This is a genomic window from Candidatus Symbiopectobacterium endolongispinus, assembly GCF_018777385.1.
Taxonomy (GTDB): Bacteria; Pseudomonadota; Gammaproteobacteria; order Enterobacterales; family Enterobacteriaceae; genus Symbiopectobacterium; species Symbiopectobacterium endolongispinus.
In genome coordinates, this window is the sequence record NZ_JAFJYB010000002.1 from 571,707 (window position 1) to 592,829 (window position 21,123).

The window sequence follows — 21,123 nt, forward strand, 5'->3', positions numbered from 1 at the left end:
GGCATAACGATGAATTCACCAAACCATTTCCCGCTCTCAGGACGTGCACTGACGTTGCAATATGACCGGCAGGTGATTATTGAACATCTGGATTTGCAGGTGCCAGCCGGGTGCGGCACGGTATTTGTAGGAAGCAACGGATGTGGCAAAAGCACCTTGCTAAAAGCCTTGCCCGTCTGCTCTCGCCAACCTCAGGCTGTGTCATGCTCAACGGTGCGGATATTCATCACCAATCAACCCACGCCATCGCACGTAAGCTGTCAATTTTGCCGCAGACACCGATCGCTCCAGAGGGCATAACCGTGCGTCAACTGGTTGCTATGGGGCGCTAACCTCACCAAAGTTGGCTACGCCAGTGGTCGACGCAGGACGAAGGAAAAGTGCAGCAGGCGCTGAACAGTACCGGGCTGACAGCGCTGGGCGAGCGGGTGGTGGATACGCTGTCGGGCGGACAACGTCAGCGGGTGTGGATCGCTATGACGTTGGCGCAGGATACGGATATTTTGCTGCTGGATGAGCCAACCACCTATCTCGATTTGGCGCATCAGATTGAGGTGCTCGATTTGCTGCGCGAGCTCAACGAACAACACAGTAAAACCATCGTCATGATACTGCACGACTTGAATCTGGCATGCCGTTATGCACATCACATGGTGGCGGTTCACCAGCGAGGCGTATTTGCGCAAGGCGCGCCGCAGGCGATCCTGACGGAAACGCTGATTAAAACGGTATTCGATCTCGATAGCCGCATCATCGCTGACCCGGTGTTCGGTACGCCGCTCTGTATTCCACTGGGTCGTTATGCGCCGAAACAGCAAAGCGTGTGCGATGCGTGATCTTTCCTTTCACGCCGAAGAACGGGCACATCTCGCCGCTCGTTTTAACCTGATGGCGACGGCGGAATACCCGTTCAGCAGCGCGGTGCCTGTATCGACACTCCTGGAGACGGCGTCTTGTCAGCGTATGTTGCAACAGCTTGCTCCACGATTGGGGGCCCCTAGCTGGGTATTACCGCGTCGTTGTTAAGCAAACGCGTGGCTTTTCTTACTACAGCGGCTGCCTTTTATCCCTTATCGATGTACAACAAAGGGCTAAACATGGCGCTGACGAACTGCCTGTTGGATACGCGTCACGATGGACATCTTTGGCGGTCGCATATGGTGATGGACGATTTATCGCTCTCAACGCTCCATTCGGATTTGGATCGCGCGAGTTGGCGTGATGCCATGCTACGTGGCGTATTTGTGGAACATTTGACGCCGTTGTGGCATGTGCTGTCGGCGGCATCAGGCCTCTCGTCACGGATTTTGTGGGAGAATACCGCTGTGCGGCTGTTTTCACTGTTTGAACATCGGATGCAAACCTCTGATGCGGCGACAGAAGCGCGTGTAAAACAGGATTTTTACTATGTGGTTCACGAGGCTCCTGGTGCACTGTTTGGATTGGACGCCAATCCGCTTACCGTCTATTTTCGCCCGCTAACCTGGGTGTCGGCGAACGGTGAGTGGATCCGCTTTCGTCGTACCTGCTGTTTTTACTATAAGGCCTCTCAGCCGCAGGAGTTCTGTCAAGCCTGTCCTTTGCTGAGGCCCAATAAATCGCATCGGTTACCTTTTAGGAATAAGCGCTAATCGGATGGCGTATCAGGAAGGTGAAATCTCTGTTACACTAGCGGCCTTATGCACCGTAGTTTGTGCCCGTTCATTGTGGTTGTTGCTCACGTCGTTATTCCTTGGTTGATGATGGCTCAGCAAACCCGCCTGATGTTCCCCCTGGAAACTGCACCGGCTTTGGCTCGGTCAGGGTGGATCTGGAGTTGTTTTCTCTATGTCTTTTTCATCTCTCGGCCTGAGCGCCGATATTCTCCGTGCTGTTGAAGAACAGGGCTATCGTGAACCTACGCCGGTACAACGCCAGGCGATTCCCGTGGTGCTGTCGGGGCAGGATTTGATGGCCAGCGCGCAAACGGGCACCGGTAAAACCGCTGGCTTTACCCTGCCGCTGTTGCAACTGCTAAGCGCCAAGCCCAGTGACGTTAAAGGCCGTCGCCCGGTGCGTGCATTGATCCTGACACCGACCCGTGAACTGGCCGCTCAGATTGGTGAAAACGTGCAGGCATACAGCAAGTACCTGCGCTTACGCTCGCTGGTGGTGTTCGGCGGTGTTAGCATTAACCCTCAGATGATGAAATTGCGCGGTGGCGTCGACATTCTGGTGGCAACGCCGGGACGTCTGCTGGATCTGGAACACCAGAATGCCGTTGACCTTTCCCGTATCGAAATCCTGGTGCTGGATGAAGCGGATCGCATGCTGGACATGGGCTTTATCTACGACATTCGCCGTGTGCTGGCAAAACTGCCCGCCAAACGCCAAAACCTGCTGTTTTCAGCCACCTTCTCTGATGAGATCAAGGCGCTGGCCAATACGCTGCTGACGCGACCTGCGTCGGTCGAAGTGGTGCGTCGCAATACGCCATCGGAGCTGGTGACCCAGAACGTGCACTTTGTCGATAAAAAACGCAAGCGCGAGCTACTCTCTTTGCTGATCGGCAAAGAGAACTGGCAGCAGGTGCTGGTGTTTACCCGCACCAAGCACGGTGCTAACCATCTGGCTGAGCAATTGGGCAAAGATGGCATTACCGCCGCGGCTATCCATGGCAACAAGAGCCAGGGTGCTCGTACCCGTGCGTTAGCGAATTTCAAGGAAGGGTCGATTCGGGTGCTGGTGGCAACGGATATCGCTGCGCGCGGTCTGGATATCGACCAACTGCCGCATGTGGTGAACTATGAGCTGCCCAACGTGCCTGAAGACTACGTGCACCGCATTGGTCGTACTGGTCGAGCGGAATCTACCGGTGAAGCGCTGTCGCTGGTGTGTGTCGATGAGCATAAGCTGTTGCGCGATATCGAGCGACTGCTGAAACGCGAAATTCCACGCATTGCCCTGCCGGGCTTTGAGCCTGATCCGAATATCAAGGCAGAGCCGATTCAAAATGGGCGCCAAAGCCAGCGCAGTGGCGAAGGTTCTCCTTCTGGAGAGCAACGCCGTGGCGGCCAGGGTAAACCAGCCGCATCGCGCCCGCAGGGTAACGGTCAGCGTCGTCCGGCGCGCGCCAGAAGCGAGTAATACCGCTTTTCGCAGGGGAACTGCCATTCCCCTTTACTCGCCCCTCGTCATCCTCGGCGAAAGCCTGGGATCTCTGTTAGACCAACGCAGGTATCTCATTTGCCAGAGATTCCCGCTTGCGCGTGGATGACTGTTTTAGGTGGGTTTGTCAGTACTTCAAGGGGCGCTGTCGCTCTGTTGCATACCTTTGCATGACATAGCCTTCTCTCTTCTCACAGGCTTCCCATTACTCTGGATTATCAGTAAGCTGCTTAACTCGCCTTCATCCGCAAGCCGACGCGCTTTGCCCGAATAAAGACTGAATAATGAGAACAGCCGCTCCCGGTATCACTGAAGATGGTCTGCCGACTCCGCAGCGCCACTATGCCATGTTGACCATTGCCATCAGCATTACGCTGGCAGTGATGGATGCTGTGGTCGCCAATGTGGCGTTGCCGGTTATTGCTACGGATTTCAACATTAGCGCGGCCAGCGCGATCTGGATTGTCAACGGTTATCAGTTGGCGGTGGTGGTATGCCTGATCCCGTTCGCGCGCTTGGGCGAGATTTACGGCTATCGTACGGTGTATATGTACGGGTTAACCCTGTTTATCCTGTCGTCTCTGGCCTGCATGTTGGCGAACAGCATGCCGTTGTTAACGCTGGCGCGCGTGGTGTAGGGCATCGGTGCAGCAGGGCTGATGAGCGTGAACACCGCGTTAATCCGCTACATCGTGCCGCGCGCCAAGCTGGGCGGTGCAATTGGTATTAACGCGCTGGTGGTGGCTATGGCCGCCACCGTGGGGCCAACGCTGGCGGGTGGGCATTTTATCCGTCGCCACCTGGCCGTGGCTGTTTGCCATCAATCTGCCCCTTGGCCTCGCGGCCATTCTGTTGGCAATGCGCAGTCTACCGGATAACGATCGTAGCCAGCAGCCGTTTGACGGTGTGAGCGCTATATTGAGCGCTCTGATGATCGGTTTGGCCATTACCGCCATTGAGGGCATCGGTCATAAGAGCAATGCCGTGCTGATCGGTGGACAACTGGCGCTGGCACTGGTCGCTACCTTACTGTTGGTGCGTCGGGAAGCCTCTGCCACAGCACCGCTGTTTCCGTTTGATTTACTGCGCATTCCGGTGTTCAGTTTGTCGCTGGCGACCTCAATCGCTTCCTTCACCACGCAAATGCTGGCCTTTGTTTCTCTGCCGTTTCTGTTTCACCATGAACTGGCACTGACGCCGGCCGAAGTGGGGCTAATGATGACGCCCTGGCCGTTGGCAACCGGCGTTATGGCTATGGTGGCAGGAAAGCTTTCCGATCGGATGTCGCCCGCCATACTGGGGGGGTTGGCTTGCTGCTACTCGCCGTTGGTATGTTGGCATTGAGCCAGCTTTCCCCCGTCACCACCATGGCCGGTATTGCCTGGCGCATGGCCCTGTGCGGCGCAGGGTTCGGGTTATTTCAGTCGCCCAATAATCGCCTGTTGGTCACGTCAGCACCGCGCGCCTGATAGGGCAGTCCAGCTGCACTGCGCTGGTGGGCATGTTGCTGGCGCGATTTGATTGCAGGGCGGTTACTATGCGCTTTATATGGGGTGCGGAACGGCGGCGTTGGCATGTCTGCTGAGTTTTACGCGTCAGGCCTTCAATCCCTCGGTCGCGGATAAAGGCTAGCGACAGCGTAACGCTTGCTTTTCCTGCCCGCCTCAGTACCATGGCGGGCTGATTTAACTGGTGCGCCGTGCGGCGTCCTGATGAGCTTAATAGCGTTATGCGTATCCTTCTTGCGCCGATGGAAGGCGTTCTCGATGCTCTGGTGCGGGAACTGCTGACCGACATCAATGAGTACGATCTGTGTATCACCGAGTTTTTACGCGTGGTAGATACGCTGCTGCCTGTCAAATCCTTCTACCACCTTTGCCATGAATTGCATCATGCCAGCCGGACGCCTTCCGGCACGCAAGTGCGCATTCAATTGCTGGGACAGTATCCGCAATTGCTGGCGGAAAACGCAGCGCGCGGTGGCGCTCGGTTCCTACGGGGTTGGCCTCAATTGTGGCTGCCCGTCAAAACTGGTGAACGGCAGCGGCGGCGCCACGTTGCTAAAAGATCCTGAATTGATCTATCAGGGAGCGAAAGCCATGTGTGAGGCGGTGCCGCGCCATCTCCCAGTGACGGTGAAAATTCGGTTAGGCTGGGATTCGGGCGATCGTCAATTTGAAATTGCAGATGCGGTTCAGCAAGCGGGCGCCACCGAGCTGGTGGTTCATGGACGCACCAAAGAAGACGGATACAAAGCGGAGCACATTAACTGGGCGGCCATTGATGAAATCCTTAAGCGCTTATAGATCCCGGTGGTGGCGAACGGCGAAGTCTGGGACTGGCAAAGCGCTCAGGATTGTATCGCGGCTACCGGGTGTCAGGACATTATGATTGGGCGCGGTGCGCTTAATGTCCCCAACCTGAGTAAAGTGATTAAATACAATGCACCGCCGCTGCCCTGGCCCGAGGTGGTCGCGTTGTTGCAGCGCTACACCCAGCTCGAGAAGCAGGTGGATACTGGCATGTATCACGTGGCGCGCATCAAGCAGTGGCTCGGTTATTTACGGAAAGCTTATGTTGAGGCCGACGATCTGTTTCGCCAAATTCGAACTCTTACCACGTCAGATGCGATTGCGCGAACCATCGCCGCACTGGTCTGATGCAGCGTGTATTGACTGTTTTCATATCATCGCTGTTGGTTTTTTCTCCCTATCTCAATCACTTTACGGATATTCAATTGCTTTCCTCTTGACGGAGCGGTATAACACGACCATTTTGGAAGTGTGGACGTCTATACGTATAAGGGGGCGCATGCAGCAGCTCAGAATACCCACTCCGGAAATCCCAGCGCAATCAGGTACCTTTAAACGTGCAATGAAGGCGCGCCGTCTGATCATGCTTTCATTGGGCGGCGTTATTGGCACTGGGCTGTTTTTTAATACCGGCTATATTATTTCCACCACGGGTGCTGCGGGCACGCTGTTGGCCTATCAGATTGGTGCGGTAGTGGTGTATCTGGTGATGCTGTCATTGGGGGAATTGTCGGTGGCGATGCCGGAAACCGGAGCGTTTCACGTTTATGCATCACGCTACCTCAGCCCGGCAACTGGCTACACCGTTGCCTGGCTCTATTGGTTGACCTGGATAGTGGCATTAGGTTCGAGCCTGACAGCAGCTGGTTTTTGCATGCAATACTGGTTTCCAACCGTCCTTGTCTGGGTGTGGTGTCTGGTGTTTTGCGTTTTGATTTTTGTCCTGAATGTGATTTCGGCGCGTTTTTTTGCCGAGGGCGAGTTCTGGTTCTCCGTGATTAAAGTGATTACCATTCTGGCCTTTATTATCCTCGTGGCAGGGGCGATGATCGGCATCATTCCACTCGAAGATGGCACGCCTGCGCCGCTGTTCACCAACCTCACCGTACACGGGTGGTTCCCCTTCGGTGGCTTGCCTATTCTGATGACCATGGTTGCGGTTAATTTTGCTTTTTCCGGCACCGAGTTGATCGGTATTGCTGCTGGTGAGACGGAGAACCCGCATTAAAGTGGTGCCGCTGGCGATTCGTACCACCGTTGTGCGCTTGATTGTGTTTTTTGTTGGCACCGTGCTGGTGCTGGCGGCATTGATTCCGATGGAAGAGGCGGGGATTGTCAAAAGCCCGTTTGTACAGGTATTTGAGCGCATCGGGATTCCCTATGCTGCGGATATTTTTAACTTTGTCATTCTGACGGCGATCTTATCTGCGGCTAATTCCGGACTTTATGCCTCGGGGCGTATGCTGTGGTCGCTTTCAAATGAGAAGACGCTGCCTGCCTGCTTTTCTCGCCTTACGCGACGCGGCATTCCGCTGATAGCGATCTCAGTCAGCATGTTGGGCGGGTTGTTGGCGCTGGCTTCAAGTATCGTTGCTCCCGATACGGTGTATGTGGCACTTTCGGCCATCTCCGGGTTTACCGTGGTTGCTGTGTGGCTCAGTATTTGTGCGTCTCATATTGCCTTTCGTCGTCACCATCTGCGTTACGGGCGTTCATTGTCGGAGCTTAATTACCGCGCACCTTGGTTTCCTTTTACCCCCATCGCTGGTTTTTTACTTTGCCTGCTAGACTGTATCGGGCTGGCATTCGATCCAGCACAGCGTATTGCCTTGTGGTGCGGATTGCCTTTTGTTGTCGTGTGCTATGACGCGTATTATTTCACGCAGAGGCAACAGACACGCCAATTACCTGAGGAATTGAATGATGTTACCTGAGAATCCCCTTGCCGCGCTGCTGGAGCAGTCACCCGTGGTGATCCTGGATGGTGCGCTGGCTACCGAACTGGAGGCGCGCGGTTGTGATTTGTGCGATCCGCTCTGGTCGGCGAAAGTGTTGATGGAAGCGCCAGGGTTAATTTATCAGGTGCATTACGATTATTTTGCTGCCGGGGCGCAATGCGCCATCACCGCCAGCTATCAGGCAACGCCGCAGAGTTTTGCGGCGCGCGGGCTGAGCGAAGCAGACGCATTGGCACTGATCGCGCGCAGCGTTGAGCTGGCGGTACGTGCCTGTGAAGATTATTGCGTGGCGCATCCCGATGCGGGCGCACTCTTAGTGGCGGGGTCGATAGGGCCGTATGGCGCTTTTCTGGCGAATGGGGCTGAGTATCGTGGCGATTATCATCTGCCACAGGCGGAGATGATGGTATTCCATCGGCCGCGTATTGCGGCGTTGGTTGACGCGGGCGTTGACGTGCTAGCGGGCGAAACCCAGCTCTCGTTACCGGAGATGGCCGCTCTGTTACAGTTGCTGCGTGAGTTTCCTACTATCACTGCCTGGTTCTCGTTTACGCTGCGTGATGAGCAGCACATCAGCGATGGCACGCCGCTGCGTGACGTAGTAGCGCTGTTGGATAACCACCCGCAAGTCGTGGCGATGGGCATAAACTGTGTCGCATTGGAAAGTGCGGCGGCGGCGTTAGCACATTTATCCTCACTGACGGCGTTGCCGCTGGTTGTCTATCCTAATTCTGGCGCGCATTATGATGCGAATGCTAAGCGCTGGAGCTCAACCGGGGAACAGGCGTGTTCGTTGACTGAGCATTTGTCCACCTGGAGAGCCGCGGGCGCGCGCCTGATCGGTGGGTGCTGTCGTACCACACCGCAGGATATTGCCGCTATTTCTCATGCGTGCAAGCATGAGTCGCATCATTATTGAGGCAGACATCATGACCAACCAGACTGAAGACGCTCGCCGTGCTTATCTCCAACTGTGTGACACTCTGGGACTCACCTTACCTATCACCTTTCTGGATATCGCAGCGGAGCAAACCGTTGTCGTGTCGTCGCCGGATGCCGAAGCGCTGCGGCTGGCATTAGGGTATGAGAAAACCGCCGCGACTTTTTTTCGCCATTTGCCCCCGACGCCAGACGAAATGGAGCGGGCAACCATGACCGTAGAGGATGAGGTCACACGCATTCGCCACCAGGTGGATTTGCAACATCCTCTTTATCTGTGCGATCCGGCTCTGGCGTCATTGGCCGACGCTACCGGCGTGTCCGCCAATGCTCACGGCTGGCATATTGAGCAGAACGATATCGAGCGACTGTTTAAGCGTTTCGAACAGGTGATGCTCGGCCGCCCCGCCAGTTGGGAAACCATTCCGCTGGACAACGCATTCACGGCCCGTTTGTTGATTTTGCGCGAGTTTATGCACCATTTAGGCTATTTGTCGGTATTTATTGTTAATACCGCTGCCAGCGAGTCCCCCCTAACACTTGCCTCTGCGCGTGGTATCGCGATAAGGTCAGATTTTCTCTGGCCGTTGGTAGCGTGTTTATGGACATCCACGATCTGCATGATAACCCCGCGCGCATTGCTGGTGTTGCCGCATTGCTCTTCGCCGAATGGTCGGCGTTTCCCCGGTGGTCGAGTATGCCAGCCATTGAGTCCGCGCTACGCCAGCGCGACGTGGCGACCGATCGTGCGCTCGTTGGGTATATTTACTCACGATGATCATGCGGTTGCTACCGCCAGTATCATTCGCAATGAACTGGAAGAGTGCCCAGAACGAGAATACTGGCTGGGGGAAGTGGTCATCGCCCCGTCGCAGCGTGGAAAGGGGTTGGCCACTGCGCTGGTCAATGCCTGCGTGGCGCGCTGTCAGCAGCAGGGTATCAAGATGCTGTATTTGTATACGCCCGACAAACAGGCGCTCTATGCCCGAATGGGGTGGCAACCGCTGGAGCAGCGTTCGGTGGCGGGAGAAATTGTCACTGTGATGTGTTTATCGCTCGGAAAGTGAAACATGCTGGCAGACTATGTGATGAAGTCTATTATCTGTGGTAGGTTTGACATAGTAGCGGATATGCAGGCTGTGTTTTATCCAAAGGGACAGCCGTAAGCAATGCCATGAAGACTCTTGGCAGCGCAGGCGGCCTCGCCGTTCACCGGACGTGGAGATGAGTCATGACGACACACTTTTTGGGGAAATATGAGATCGAGCTAAAATTCAAGATTAAGGATATTAGCGAGTTTCGTGGCACTTTATTAAGTCTTCATCCAGAAGCTTTCGTGTTTGAGAATAATGAATATGATATTTATTACGATGACCCGCTTGCCTCGCTACATAAAAGAAATATGAGCATGGTGTTACGGTCTATGTCGCCTTCTGGAATTAAATTATGGATTGTTAAAGATTCAGAGGAAAGGCGTTGCGAGGCTGCGCTGCCGGAGCTGGATATGGATATGGATATGGATATGGAAAATAAAGAGCCTCGCTAATATCGTCAATTATTGGGTTTTTGACGGTGTCAACCTGGATTAAACTCGATGCATAGAATTGGTAAAAGGATTTATCATTCTATGATCGAGTTAAAATAATTATTCTGTTATCAGCGTAGTATCTGAATAAGCATCGTCGTTGCACGTTGTACACCATGATTAAAATCCATGATGGGGCCGCGCGGTGTGAATTATGTTGTGAAAACTTTAACGCTTTGTATAAGGATGTTCTGGGGCGAGTTGATTTTTGAGATATCAGTGGTAAGAGTGGCAGGCAGTAAATATTATATCACCGGCTTTTGTAAGTAAAAAATCAATCGTGTTTGCTTCATCCTGCAAAATAACAGAATAAAGGAACCGAATTATGAAAAAAAAGGTGCTGTTATTCAGTGCGCTGGCACTAGCTTTTTCTTCCATGGCGCAAAGTGAGACGCCCGAGTCTACCGATCTGGTGATCATCGGCGCGGGTGGTGCAGGCATGTCTGCGGCCATTGAGGCACATAACCAGGGTGTAAAAGTTATCCTGCTGGAAAAAATGCCGTTTGCCAGGGGAAATACTGCGCGAGCTGAGGGCGGTTTAAACGCAGCAGGAACACCTTACCAAAAAGCCAAGGGAATTGAGGATAATCCTGAGTTGTTCTTTAAAGATACGATGAAAGGAGGGCGGAACATTAATAACCATGAATTGGTACGTATCCTTTCAGAGCAGGCGAAATACTCCATTGAATTTTTGAAAATCAATGGCGCTGAACTGGCTGATGTGTCGCGAGAGGGTGGTGCCAGTGTCGACCGAATTCACCGGCCCGTGGGCGGAGAGCCTGCTGGCAGTTTTATTGCTACGGCGCTGATCAAGAAAGTTAAAGCGCTTAATATCGATTTGCGTACACGTACTTCCGCGACGGAAATTATCAAAAATGATAAAGGTGAAGTAACTGGAATTAAAGCTAAAGGCAAAGAGGGGAACGTTTACACTATTGATGCCAAGAAGGTAATGATCACTGCCGGTGGATTTGGCGCCAACTTTGACATGATTAAACACTACGATCCCAAACTGGTTGGTTTTAAAACGACGAATGCGCCAGGCTCGTTGGGTGAAGGGGTTAAAATGGCGGAGAGTATTAACGCCAAACTGGTGGATGTGGAATATATCCAGATTCACCCAACCACCGTTCCTGGAAAAGGCATTTTGATCACGGAAGGGGTTCGCGGCGATGGTGCTATTTTGGTCAATGAAGAAGGGAAGCGTTTTATTAATGAATTGCTGACACGTGACGTGGTTTCGCAAAACATTTTAAAGCAACCCAATGCTCATGCTTACATGATATTTAATGACGCTCTGGTTAAACAGAATAAAACCATTGACACCTATTTTAAACAGAAACTGGTGTTCGAAGGTGATTCTGTTGAGGCACTTGCCACAGCCATCGGGATGGATCCCAAACAGTTGTCTGCCACGCTCGCGGCCTATACTGGCTATGCGAAAGCGAAGAAAGACACTGAATTTGGCCGTGAAAGCTTTAAGCAAGCGTTGGATACCGGGAAATATTATGCCATTGAAGTGACACCGGGCATCCACCACACCATGGGCGGTATCGCCATCAACACCAAAGCGCAGGTAATCGATAACCAAGGCAAGGTGGTACCGAACCTGTTTGCGGCGGGTGGGGTACACGGTGCACATCGCCTGGTCGGTAACTCACTGGCGGATATCGTGACCTTTGGCCGTATCGGGGCTGATGAAGCCGTAAAAGAAATTAAAGCCGGTAAATAAGCATCACCAAACGCAGCGCCTGTGACGTAGTTCACAGGCGTTATTGTGCGTTGTTGCGTTCAGCGCCTAAGCAGGAAGAATACTCGCTGTTAAACTTTGTCACAAAAGCTTTTTCTTCTGTGCAGTGTGTGGCGGCGAGCGCTAACTTATAATGCCCTGGTTGTTACCAATACCGTAACCGTTATTTATTTAAGACGTTGAATAATGATTAAAAAACATAAGTTTTCTCTGCTTGCATTGCTGCTGCTGTCCGCACCTATGACATTCACCCCCTCCGTATTGGCGAAAACGGCTGCGCCAGCTATTGACAGTACACATCAGGGGATCGCCTCAGGCAGTGCGATGGTGGTCGATCTGCGTTATAATAAAGTGCTTTATTCCGCTAATTCGGATGTGGTGGTGCCTATCGCCTCTGTCACCAAACTGATGACGGCGCTGGTGGTGCTTGATGCGAATTTGCCGTTGGATGAAGTGATCTCGGTTGATATCAGCCACACGCCGGAAATGAAGGGGGGTTTATTCTCGCGTTCGCCTGAACAGTCAGATCAGCCGCCGTGACATGCTGCTGCTGGCACTGATGTCCTCCGAAAACCGCGCCGCTGCCAGTCTGGCACATCACTATCCGGGAGGCTATCAGGCGTTTATCGCCGCGATGAACGCCAAGGCCAAAGCATTGGGTATGACGCAAACCCGCTATGTGGAACCGACGGGGCTGTCGATTAACAACGTCTCTACCGCGCGCGATCTGGTCAAATTGCTGATTGCCAGCAAGCAATATCCGCTGCTGAGCCAGTTGAGCATCACGCAGGAGAAAACCGCCACCTTTACCAACCCGGGCTATAGCCTGCCGTTTCGCAATACCAATCATCTGGTCTACAAAAATGACTGGAATATTCAGTTGACCAAAACCGGGTTTACTAATCAGGCGGGCCATTGTCTGGTAATGCGTACCGTGATCAATCAGAAACCGGTAGCGCTGGTCGTACTGGACGCATTCGGTAAATATACCCACTTTGCAGATGCCAACCGTCTGCGCCGCTGGATGGAAACCGGACAAATAACCGCAGTACCGGATGCCGCGTTAAGCTATAAAAAGTAAAAAGCGCTAGTCTCACGTGCACCGGGTCAAGTGGCACTGGTTACAACAGATATTGAATAACGGGTTTTAACGCCGCCGCTTTGTAGCAACCCCTGACGGACACCTTTTCCGTCGGGGTTCAGTTCCTCGCGGGTTGCCCTATCAGGTGTTGGCAGTAGCCATTCACGGCTGATGAAACCGGTAAATTATACGTTTGAATGCGAAATACCACCGGCGCTAAAAAGGCATCCACGGCGCTGAAGGTATTTCCTGCTAAAAACGGCCCGCCAAAACGCGTAAGGCCTTCTGTCCAGAGTACATCAAGGCGGGCTAACTCATAGTGCAATGCCGCTGACAGTTCCGGTATCGCTACGCGTACACCACAGCTCATTGCACACTGGTTGCGCAACGCGGTAAACCACGAGTGCATTTCTGCTGACGCACAACGGGCCCAGGTACGAGTCGCATTCTCTTCGGGCCACACGCCGCGATGGCGTTCAGCCAGATATTCAATGATCGCCAGCTAATCCCACACCACCTGATTATCATCAACCAGACATGGCACTTTTGCCGTTGGAGAAAAGGCTTTGAAGGCGGTTTGTACTGCACCTGCGCTAAACGGCGTCAGCTGTTCGGTAAAAGGAATATCGAGTTCGGTCATCAATACCCAGGGGCGCAGCGACCAGGAGGAATAGTTTTTATTGGCGATATGCAGTTGATACATCGTTAGTGAGGCTCCAGGTAGTTTAGCGGTGCGAAATATCAGTAGGAGTATCATGAAATGTGCCTAATGACACGCGGCAGATGAGAGATGGCGCAGGATTGCGTAATTCTTTCAGTTTTTACTAAAGACAATCAGAACAAATACATTATGATTACGCGTTTGACGACGTTACTGACGTCATTTTCAAACCTCACAGGCGCTCCCCGATGACGTGGAGTGCGGCATGCTTGGGCTAGAATAACGAATGAAATTGCTTACCTCTTTGACGATTGCGATTGGCCTGGCCTGCTCTCCGGCCGGGGCGCAACTGACCAACACTGTACCTGTTGCGGCACAAAGCAATGCAGCACGAAGTAATGCGGCCCATCAGGCGCAGCGTGATGCCTTTGTCTCCGATCTTCTGCGTAAAATGACCACCGACGAAAAAAATTGGGCAGTTACGCCTGATCAGTGTGGTAACTGATAACCCGAAACACGTGATCCGCGAGATGATCAGAGACGGGCAGGTGGGCGCGATTTTCAACACGGTAACGCGTCAGGACATTCGAGCGATGCAGGATCAGGTGATGGAACTGAGTCGCCTGAAAATTCCGCTGTTTTTTGCCTACGATGTGGTGCATGGTCATCGAACCATTTTCCCGATTGCGCTGGGGTTAGCCTCTTCCTGGGACATGAACAACATTGCAAAAAAGCGCACGCGTCTCCGCTTATGAAGCCACCGAAGATGGGCTAAACATGACCTTGGCGCCAATGGTCGATATCACCCGCGATCCTCGCTGGGGACGGGTATCGGAAGGCTTTGGGGAAGACACCTGGCTGACCAGCCAAATTGCGCGCGTGGTGGTGAAAGCGTTTCAAGGCGAAGCACCGACCGACAGACATTCACTGATGACCAGCGTCAAACATTTTGCCCTCTATGGTGCGGTGGAAGGCGGACGCGATTACAACACCGTGGACATGAGTCCCCAGCGTATGTTTCAGGATTATTTGCCGCCCTATAAAGCGGCAATTGATGCCGGCAGTGGCGGTGTGATGGTCGCTCTGAACTCCATCAATGGTGTGCCTGCAACGGCAAATCGCTGGTTGTTGAAAGATTTACTGCGCGATCAGTGGAAATTTCAAGGGATTACCATCACCGATCACGGTGCGATTAAAGAACTGATGAAACACGGTGTAGCGAGCGATCCACGTGACGCGTCGCGCATTGCTCTGAAATCTGGCATCGCGATGAGCATGAGCGATGAGTACTTTGTGAAGTACCTGCCTGAGTTGGTGAAAAGCGGTGCTATCACCATGCAAGAACTGGATGAGGCTTGCCGCCAGGTGCTGAACGTGAAGTATGGCATGGGACTGTTTGCCGATCCTTACCGTATGCTTGGCGCTGCCAGCAGCGATCCGGTGGATACCAATGCGGAAAGCCGCTTACACCGTGCCGAGGCGCGTGATGTTGCCAAACGCAGCCTGGTGTTGCTGAAAAACCGCCTCAACATTCTGCCGCTAAAAAAATCGGGTGTGATTGCGGTGGTGGGGCCGTTGGCGGACAGCAAGCGAGATACCATGGGCAGTTGGTCTGCGGCCGGATTAGCGCGCCAAACGGTGACCGTGTATCGCGGTATTTGCACTGCGGTGGGTAATGACGTGACGGTATTTTATGCCAAAGGCGCTAATGTCAGTAATCACAAAGGCATTGTCGATTTCCTGAATCAATACGAAGATGCGGTACAGGTTGACCCGCGTTCGCCGCAAGAGATGATTGATGAAGCGGTGGCGGTGGCGAAGAAATCTGATGTGGTAGTTGCGGTCGTCGGTGAAGCAGTCGGTATGGCCCATGGGGCTTCCAGCCGTTCCAACATTGATTTACCGCAGAGCCAGCGCGATCTTATCGCCGCGCTCAAAGCTACCGGCAAGCCGTTGGTGCTGGTGTTGATGAACGGTCGCCCACTGGCGCTGGTGCGCGAAGATTAGCAAGCGGATGCGCTGCTGGAAACCTGGTTTAGCGGTACGGAAGGGGGGCAATGCGATCGCCGATGTGCTGTTTGGTGGTTATAACCCGTCAGGCAAGTTGCCGATGTACTTCCCGCGTTCCGTTGGGCAAATCCCAATTTATTACAACCATTTGCCAACTGGCCGTCCATATACGCCGGAAAATCCCGGCAAGTACACCTCGCATTACTATGACGAAGCCAATGGCCCACTGTATCCGTTTGGCTACGGCTTGAGTTATACCACCTTCAGCGTGTCGGATGTGAGCATGTCCAGTCCGCTGATGAAACGTAACGGCAGCGTGAAAGCGAGCGTAACGGTCACCAACATCGGCAAGCGGGCAGGCGAAACCGTAGTGCAGCTGTACCTGCACGATGTCGTCGCGTCTATCAGTCGTCCGGTCAAGGAACTGCGTGGCTATGAGAAAGTGATGCTGCAACCGGGTGAAAGCCGCGTTATCAGCTTTACTATCTCTGAAGATGACCTGAAGTTCTAAAATGCGCAAATGCAGCAGGTTGTCGAACCTGGCAAGTTTGAGGTATTTATTGGTCTGGATTCACAACGTGTGAAAAAACAGGGCCTTACGTTGCTCTGACATCCGTCGCGTACTAACGATCCTCGGCCTATACCGGGGATCGCCTTCACTAACGGCATCGCTGGCGCGGTGGTATCAACCGCCGTGAACCAGAATGATATAGCCGACCAGCATCAGACCGCTAATCCCGCCTAACGTCATCAATGAGAACACGCCGATCATGGCGAGTTTGCCGAGGTTCATAAAGTTATCCTTTTGTTAATCGCCATAAATTATAAAGCCTATCGCGTATGAAACAAGCGGCCTACACGATTAACAGTGTCAGCCCAGCCATAAACCCAGCAACAGATAACCGCCAAACAGCATCAATATAGCGCCTGCGCCGCGTTCAATCAGATAAAGGTAGCGTTGCAACGTCTCTTGTATCCGTTGTTGACCTATCGTCGCTGCTAATGCGATATCCCACAGTAATACCACACTGAACATCCACCCGCCGCTGACGGCTTGTTGTGTCAGCGTGACGGGTGGGCCAAGAATACTGGCCATCTGGCTGATATAAAACAGCATATTTTTGGGGTTAAGCAATGAAGAACCCAGACCGAGCAGCAACTGATGTACCAGTGAAGGCACGCGCTGCGTCTCTGTGACAGTTAGCGCGGTGGTTCGTGCCGAACTGCGCACGAGCTGTGAACCTATCCACAGCAGGTACAGCGCCCCAGCGAGTTGCAGCAAAACAAAAATCTGTGGCATTTGCTGAATGGCCGCACCGCCCATAATGGCCAGCAGGATATAGCAGCCGTTGCCCAGCGCGATGCCGATACAAATTCCGATACTGCCGCGCAGGCGGTGGCGCAACGCGTAGGCCGCTAGCAAGAAGAAGTCAGGGTCGGGGCTGAGCAAGGCGACAAAATGTGCTAAGGCGAGCGCGGGGAAATGGGTAGGAAACAGGGTATTAATAACCATAACAGTGACCTCAACGAAATAAACGAGGCCAAGTCTAGTGAGCTTGTTGAGCTAATGATTGTCAAACAGTGATCGTGGCAGACGGAGATCCACTCGCTTGCTGATATTGCCCCGGTGTCGCCGCCGTGTGCAGCACAAAGATTTTGTGAAAATGACTTTGATCGCTAAAGCCGCTTTGGTATCCGGCATCGGCCAGCGGTACGCCTTGCTTAATCAGTGTTTTGGCATATTCAATACGCGCATTATTAAGGAAAGTCATGGGCGTGATGCCGGTATCTTCACGGAAATGTCGTACCAGCGTTTCTCGGCGCAGGTGCAGCTCCTGTGCCAGCGTGGTCAGCGACGGCGATGTTTGCAAATTGCTGAGTAGGCGCTGGCGCATATAGCGCGTGGTGGATTGCTCTGCGAGTGGCTGTTGTGCAGAGCAGTAACGCGACAACAGCCTGGACACCAGCGTGTTCAACTGTGGTGTCGCGCTGGTTATATCGTGGCGATAGAGGCTGTTGAGCAGTTGCACTCCATCGCTAAACAGGGCGTGATCTTGCACACGCACGGGGTGGCAATGGATCGCGGCTACCGGCTGCCCGTACTGTTCGGCCAAAAGCGCCCGGCACCAAGCCGCGTCGAGGTAAAACATATGATAGCTGCGCGTCTGTCCGGGCAGTGGGGTACAGCTGTGCGGCACATGCGGGTCGATCAACACCATATCACCGGCGCGCAACAGATGTTCTGCTCCTCGATAGTTGCAGACGATGCTGCCCGCCACGACCAGGCCGAGGGAGAGCTGGGTGTGCGAATGGGTTTTATACCCCTGACTGCTACACCAGGTCGAACGGCATTCAACCTGAGGCTGGCGCGGAGAAAACCAATATGTTTGTTTGACGCGGTACACCGCAGACATGGAAAAGACTCTTTATCACGATTTACTTTACCCTACTGGCTGCATGCAGGTTTGTCTAGGGGAATGGCGGCTGACGTTTGTCGCTGTCTGTGGGACAATAGTCGCAGAATTGGACAGACATTGAGATGGCATGGCGCTTACTCCCACAATCAAGCAGCAAATCGACCAGTGGTATAAGGCGCTGCAACAACATATTCCTGATTTTATCTCCCGGACTCCACAGCGACAGATGATCGCAGAAGTGGCGAAAATCCTGGCGGGTGAGTACCCGCGTCACGCGGTTATTGAGGCACCCACCAGTGTGGGTAAAACCTTGTCCTACCTGATTCCCGGCATTGCGATTGCGCGCGCAGAGAGCAAGACGCTGGTGATCAGCACCGCCAACATCGCGTTGCAGGATCAGATTGTCACCAAAGACCAGCCGCTGCTGAAAAAATTCATCCCTGAGCTCACCTTCACCGCCGCTTTTGGCCGGGCGCGTTATCTCTGCCAGCGCAATCTGGCGGCGTTGACCTCCGAGACCGCGCAAGGGGATTTCTGGCATTTCTCAGTGATGAACTGGAGCCAGTCAGCAAAGAAGAGCGCGGGGCGTGTCTCAAGATGGCGAAAGCGTTTCAAGGGTATGAATGGGACGGGATGCGCGACCATTACAGCCTGACGATCGACGATGCTTTGTGGCGTAAGGTAAGTACCAATAAAGCCAACTGTCTGGGTAAAAATTGTCACTATTACCGTGACTGTCCATTCTTTATCGCCCGTCGTGAGATTGAAAATACAGAAGTTGTGGTGAGCAATCACGCCTTGGTGATGGCGGCGATGGAAAGCGATTCGGTGTTGCCTGCCGCGAAAGATCTGCTGTTGGTGCTGGATGAAGGGCATCACGTGCCGGATGTGGCGCGCGATTCGCTGGAAATGGCGGGGGGCATTACCCCGGCGTATGTTAAAGCGCAGATGGACAGTGTGATCCAGCTGGTGGCAACCTGTATGGCGCAGTTCCCGCCAAAATCGCCGCCGCGTCTGACTAACCCTGAACGGTTGACGGCACATATTGAGGAGATGATAGAGCAGAACGCCGCATTTGTTGCCATGAGTGAGCTGTTTCTCCATGGGGAAGGGCAAGAAAGCGAATATCGCTTCCCGATGGGGGTTATGCCGGAAGAGATGCGGCAGGTGTGTGTCCGCCTGCATAAGCTAACGGATGGCCTGCGCGGCTTAACCGAATACCTGTCTCACGATCTCGGGGAGAAAACCGGCAAGCACGATGTGGTGCGGGTTCATCAGGCGCTTTTGCGTATGAGCCGCGCCATGGGTTATCTGGAGAGTAAAACGCAACTCTGGCATTTGGCCGCGCTGGAGAAAGTATCCAACGCACCGGTATCTAAATGGCTGCATAGGGAATATCGCGAAGGGCAGTGGCGGCTATCGTTGCACTGTGCGGGAATACGCGTCTGTGACCAGCTCGACCGACTGCTGTGGCGCAATGTTTCGCACGTGGTTCTGACCTCCGCGACCTTACGCTCCCTGAACAGTTACCAGCGGCTGAAAGAACTCTCTGGCCTGGATGAAGAAGAGGGGGGATCGTTTTATCACGCTGGATTCGCCTTTCAACCACTGTCAGCAGGGCAAGCTGGTGATCCCAAAAATGCACTGTGAACCCTTGCTGGAAAATGAAGTGCCACATATTGCCGAAATGGCGCGTTTTTTCCGCCAATCATTGTCCCAGCAGGGGCACAAAGGGATTCTGGTGTTGTTCGCCAGCCAAAGAGCGATGCAGCAGTTTCTCTCACAGGTCACCGATTTGCGCTTAATGCCGCTGGTACAAGGGGATCAGCCGCGTTCGCGCCTGATTGCGTTGCACCGACAACGCGTGGAGGCGGGCGACGTCAGCGTACTGGTTGGTTTGCAATCTTTTGCCGAAGGGCTGGATTTGAAAAGTGAACTGCTGTCGCAAGTGCATATTCATAAGATTGCCTTTCCTCCGATTGACAGCCCGGTGATCCTGGCCGAAGGGGAGTGGTTAAAAAGTCAGAAACGCCATCCCTTTGTGGTGCAAAGCCTGCCTGCCGTTTCATTTAACCTGATCCAGCAGGTTGGGCGTTTGATTCGAAGCCACACCTGTTTTGGTGAAATCGTTATCTATGACAGACGCTTGCTGACCAAGGGATACGGTGCGCAACTGTTGGCGGCGTTGCCGGTATTCCCCATTGAACAACGTGATGTGCCAGCCTGATATAAACATGCTATTTTTGCAGAAAGAGATCGATCGTCTTTTTCGCGGGAGAACGCATGGACTTTACCACCATCATCAAAGAGATCGGGCTGTGGAAAAATCACGCACGTGATTTGGATCAGGACGCTGCCTACTCGCTATATCGTCATATGCTGCAAGGTGATGTGCCCGATCTGGAACTGGGCGGTGTATTGATTGCCTTGCGAATCAAAGGGGAAGGTGAAGCAGAGCTGCGCGGTTTCTATCAGGCTGCCAGCGAGCAGGTATTGCGCTTGCACGTGCCTGCGGGGCGCCAGATGCCTATTGTCATCCCCAGCTACAACGGTGCGCGGCGCCAGCCCAATCTGACGCCGTTGCTGGCGTTATTGCTGGTTAAATTGGGCTTTCTAGTGGTGGTTCACGGCGTTGAAAATGACCAGGCGCGGGTAACCAGCGCGGAAATTTTGCAAGCGCTCGGGGTGAAAAGTGCGAGCAGCGCCAAGGTGGCGCAGTCATTGATTGATGACGGGTTCCCGGTATTTATTCCGATTTCAGTCCTGAGCCCTGCCTTGGATAAACAGTTGCAACTGCGCTAGCTCATGGGCGTGCGCAATAGCAGTCATACGCTGGCTAAATTGTTGACGCCGTTTGGCAAGCAAGAGGCATTGCGTTTGACCAGCGTCTCCCATCCGGAATACGTCACTCGGCTTAATCAGTTTTTCCTTGATATCGATACCAGAGCGTTGCTGATGCACGGCATGGAAGGTGAGGTCTATGCGAATCCGCAGCGATGTCCTGAAATTCAGTTTATTCGGGGGCAACACAGCGTAGTGCTACAACAGCGTCAGGATATTGTTGTAGCACCGGATAAGTTGCCGATTGCCCGGGATGTAGCGACGACTGCGCGTTGGACAGCGCAGTGCCTGGCGGGGGAAATTGCAGTACCTTATGCCCTGCGTTTGCAACTTGCTTGCTGTTTGGTTGCTGGCGGTATGTCTCCTACCATGGAACAAGCGGTGGCGACCATTAGCAAACGGTTTGGCTAAAATGCCCGCAC

The 21,123-nt window shown here is 53.4% G+C and carries 14 protein-coding genes and 8 pseudogenes; 18 read left to right on the forward strand and 4 right to left on the reverse strand.

The window, feature by feature from the left end; translation table 11 throughout:
• Positions 1-9 precede the first annotated feature (9 nt).
• The 15 genes and pseudogenes from JZM30_RS09605 to pbpG all read left to right on the forward strand — a co-directional run bounded on the left by JZM30_RS09605 (position 10) and on the right by pbpG (position 12,772).
• Positions 10-836, forward strand: a pseudogene (locus JZM30_RS09605) (ABC transporter ATP-binding protein).
• Complete coding sequence (locus tag JZM30_RS09610) at positions 829-1,026, forward strand: hypothetical protein (protein WP_252318466.1); 198 nt, start codon at positions 829-831, stop codon at positions 1,024-1,026. Before JZM30_RS09605 ends, JZM30_RS09610 begins: the two are co-directional and overlap by 8 nt.
• A 50-nt stretch (positions 1,027-1,076) precedes the next feature.
• Positions 1,077-1,631, forward strand: a complete 555-nt coding sequence (locus JZM30_RS09615) for an IucA/IucC family C-terminal-domain containing protein (protein ID WP_252318810.1) — start codon at positions 1,077-1,079, stop codon at positions 1,629-1,631.
• A 196-nt stretch (positions 1,632-1,827) separates the two neighbouring features.
• Entirely contained in the window at positions 1,828-3,126 is a 1,299-nt protein-coding gene (gene rhlE, locus JZM30_RS09620) for an ATP-dependent RNA helicase RhlE (protein ID WP_252318467.1), read from the forward strand.
• 305 nt (positions 3,127-3,431) lie between these two features.
• Complete coding sequence (locus JZM30_RS09625; RefSeq protein ID WP_252318468.1) at positions 3,432-3,785, forward strand: MFS transporter; 354 nt, start codon at positions 3,432-3,434, stop codon at positions 3,783-3,785.
• 21 nt (positions 3,786-3,806) lie between these two features.
• Positions 3,807-4,025 carry a hypothetical protein gene (locus tag JZM30_RS09630; protein ID WP_252318469.1) on the forward strand — a complete coding sequence of 73 codons (219 nt, stop codon included), beginning with the start codon at positions 3,807-3,809 and terminating at the stop codon, positions 4,023-4,025.
• A complete protein-coding gene (locus tag JZM30_RS09635) occupies positions 3,925-4,491 on the forward strand; it encodes an MFS transporter (RefSeq protein ID WP_252318470.1) in 567 nt (188 codons plus the stop codon). The genes JZM30_RS09630 and JZM30_RS09635 overlap by 101 nt, the downstream gene beginning before the upstream one ends.
• On the forward strand, positions 4,458-4,616 hold the full coding sequence (locus JZM30_RS09640) for a hypothetical protein (protein ID WP_252318471.1): 159 nt from the start codon (positions 4,458-4,460) through the stop codon (positions 4,614-4,616). The genes JZM30_RS09635 and JZM30_RS09640 overlap by 34 nt, the downstream gene beginning before the upstream one ends.
• A 260-nt stretch (positions 4,617-4,876) precedes the next feature.
• Positions 4,877-5,807, forward strand: a pseudogene (dusC, locus tag JZM30_RS09645) (tRNA dihydrouridine(16) synthase DusC).
• A 151-nt stretch (positions 5,808-5,958) separates the two neighbouring features.
• A pseudogene (gene mmuP, locus JZM30_RS09650) lies at positions 5,959-7,393 on the forward strand (S-methylmethionine permease).
• Complete coding sequence (gene mmuM / locus JZM30_RS09655) at positions 7,383-8,336, forward strand: homocysteine S-methyltransferase (protein ID WP_252318811.1); 954 nt, start codon at positions 7,383-7,385, stop codon at positions 8,334-8,336. The pseudogene mmuP and the gene mmuM overlap by 11 nt, the downstream one beginning before the upstream one ends.
• Positions 8,317-9,423 (forward strand): GNAT family N-acetyltransferase, encoded by a 1,107-nt coding sequence (locus JZM30_RS09660; RefSeq protein ID WP_252318472.1) that lies wholly within the window; start codon positions 8,317-8,319, stop codon positions 9,421-9,423. The genes mmuM and JZM30_RS09660 overlap by 20 nt, the downstream gene beginning before the upstream one ends.
• Before the next feature lie 164 nt (positions 9,424-9,587).
• Positions 9,588-9,902, forward strand: a complete 315-nt coding sequence (locus JZM30_RS09665; protein WP_252318473.1) for a CYTH domain-containing protein — start codon at positions 9,588-9,590, stop codon at positions 9,900-9,902.
• Between the two features lie 364 nt (positions 9,903-10,266).
• The gene (locus tag JZM30_RS09670) at positions 10,267-11,673 is read left to right on the forward strand and encodes a flavocytochrome c (RefSeq protein WP_252318474.1); all 1,407 of its coding nucleotides are present in this window, start codon (positions 10,267-10,269) and stop codon (positions 11,671-11,673) included.
• 204 nt (positions 11,674-11,877) lie between these two features.
• Positions 11,878-12,772, forward strand: a pseudogene (gene pbpG, locus JZM30_RS09675) (D-alanyl-D-alanine endopeptidase).
• A gap of 127 nt (positions 12,773-12,899) precedes the next feature.
• Here the strand turns inward: pbpG and JZM30_RS09680 are convergent.
• Positions 12,900-13,475, reverse strand: a pseudogene (locus JZM30_RS09680) (glutathione S-transferase family protein); the annotation flags it as partial.
• A 244-nt stretch (positions 13,476-13,719) separates the two neighbouring features.
• Between JZM30_RS09680 and bglX the strand changes: the two are divergent.
• Positions 13,720-16,053: pseudogene (gene bglX, locus JZM30_RS09685) on the forward strand (beta-glucosidase BglX).
• 75 nt (positions 16,054-16,128) lie between these two features.
• On the opposite strand, the gene JZM30_RS09690 reads toward bglX, so the two are convergent.
• From JZM30_RS09690 to JZM30_RS09700, 3 genes are all read right to left on the reverse strand, one after another.
• A complete protein-coding gene (locus JZM30_RS09690) occupies positions 16,129-16,236 on the reverse strand; it encodes a YohO family small membrane protein (protein ID WP_252318475.1) in 108 nt (35 codons plus the stop codon).
• 78 nt (positions 16,237-16,314) lie between these two features.
• Positions 16,315-16,956, reverse strand: coding sequence for a LysE family translocator (locus tag JZM30_RS09695; protein ID WP_252318476.1), 642 nt, complete (start codon positions 16,954-16,956; stop codon positions 16,315-16,317).
• A gap of 61 nt (positions 16,957-17,017) precedes the next feature.
• A complete protein-coding gene (locus tag JZM30_RS09700) occupies positions 17,018-17,857 on the reverse strand; it encodes a helix-turn-helix domain-containing protein (RefSeq protein ID WP_252318477.1) in 840 nt (279 codons plus the stop codon).
• A 130-nt stretch (positions 17,858-17,987) separates the two neighbouring features.
• Between JZM30_RS09700 and dinG the strand changes: the two are divergent.
• Positions 17,988-20,087: pseudogene (gene dinG / locus JZM30_RS09705) on the forward strand (ATP-dependent DNA helicase DinG).
• Between the two features lie 56 nt (positions 20,088-20,143).
• A pseudogene (gene ybiB, locus JZM30_RS09710) lies at positions 20,144-21,112 on the forward strand (DNA-binding protein YbiB).
• The last annotated feature ends 11 nt before the right edge of the window (positions 21,113-21,123 follow it).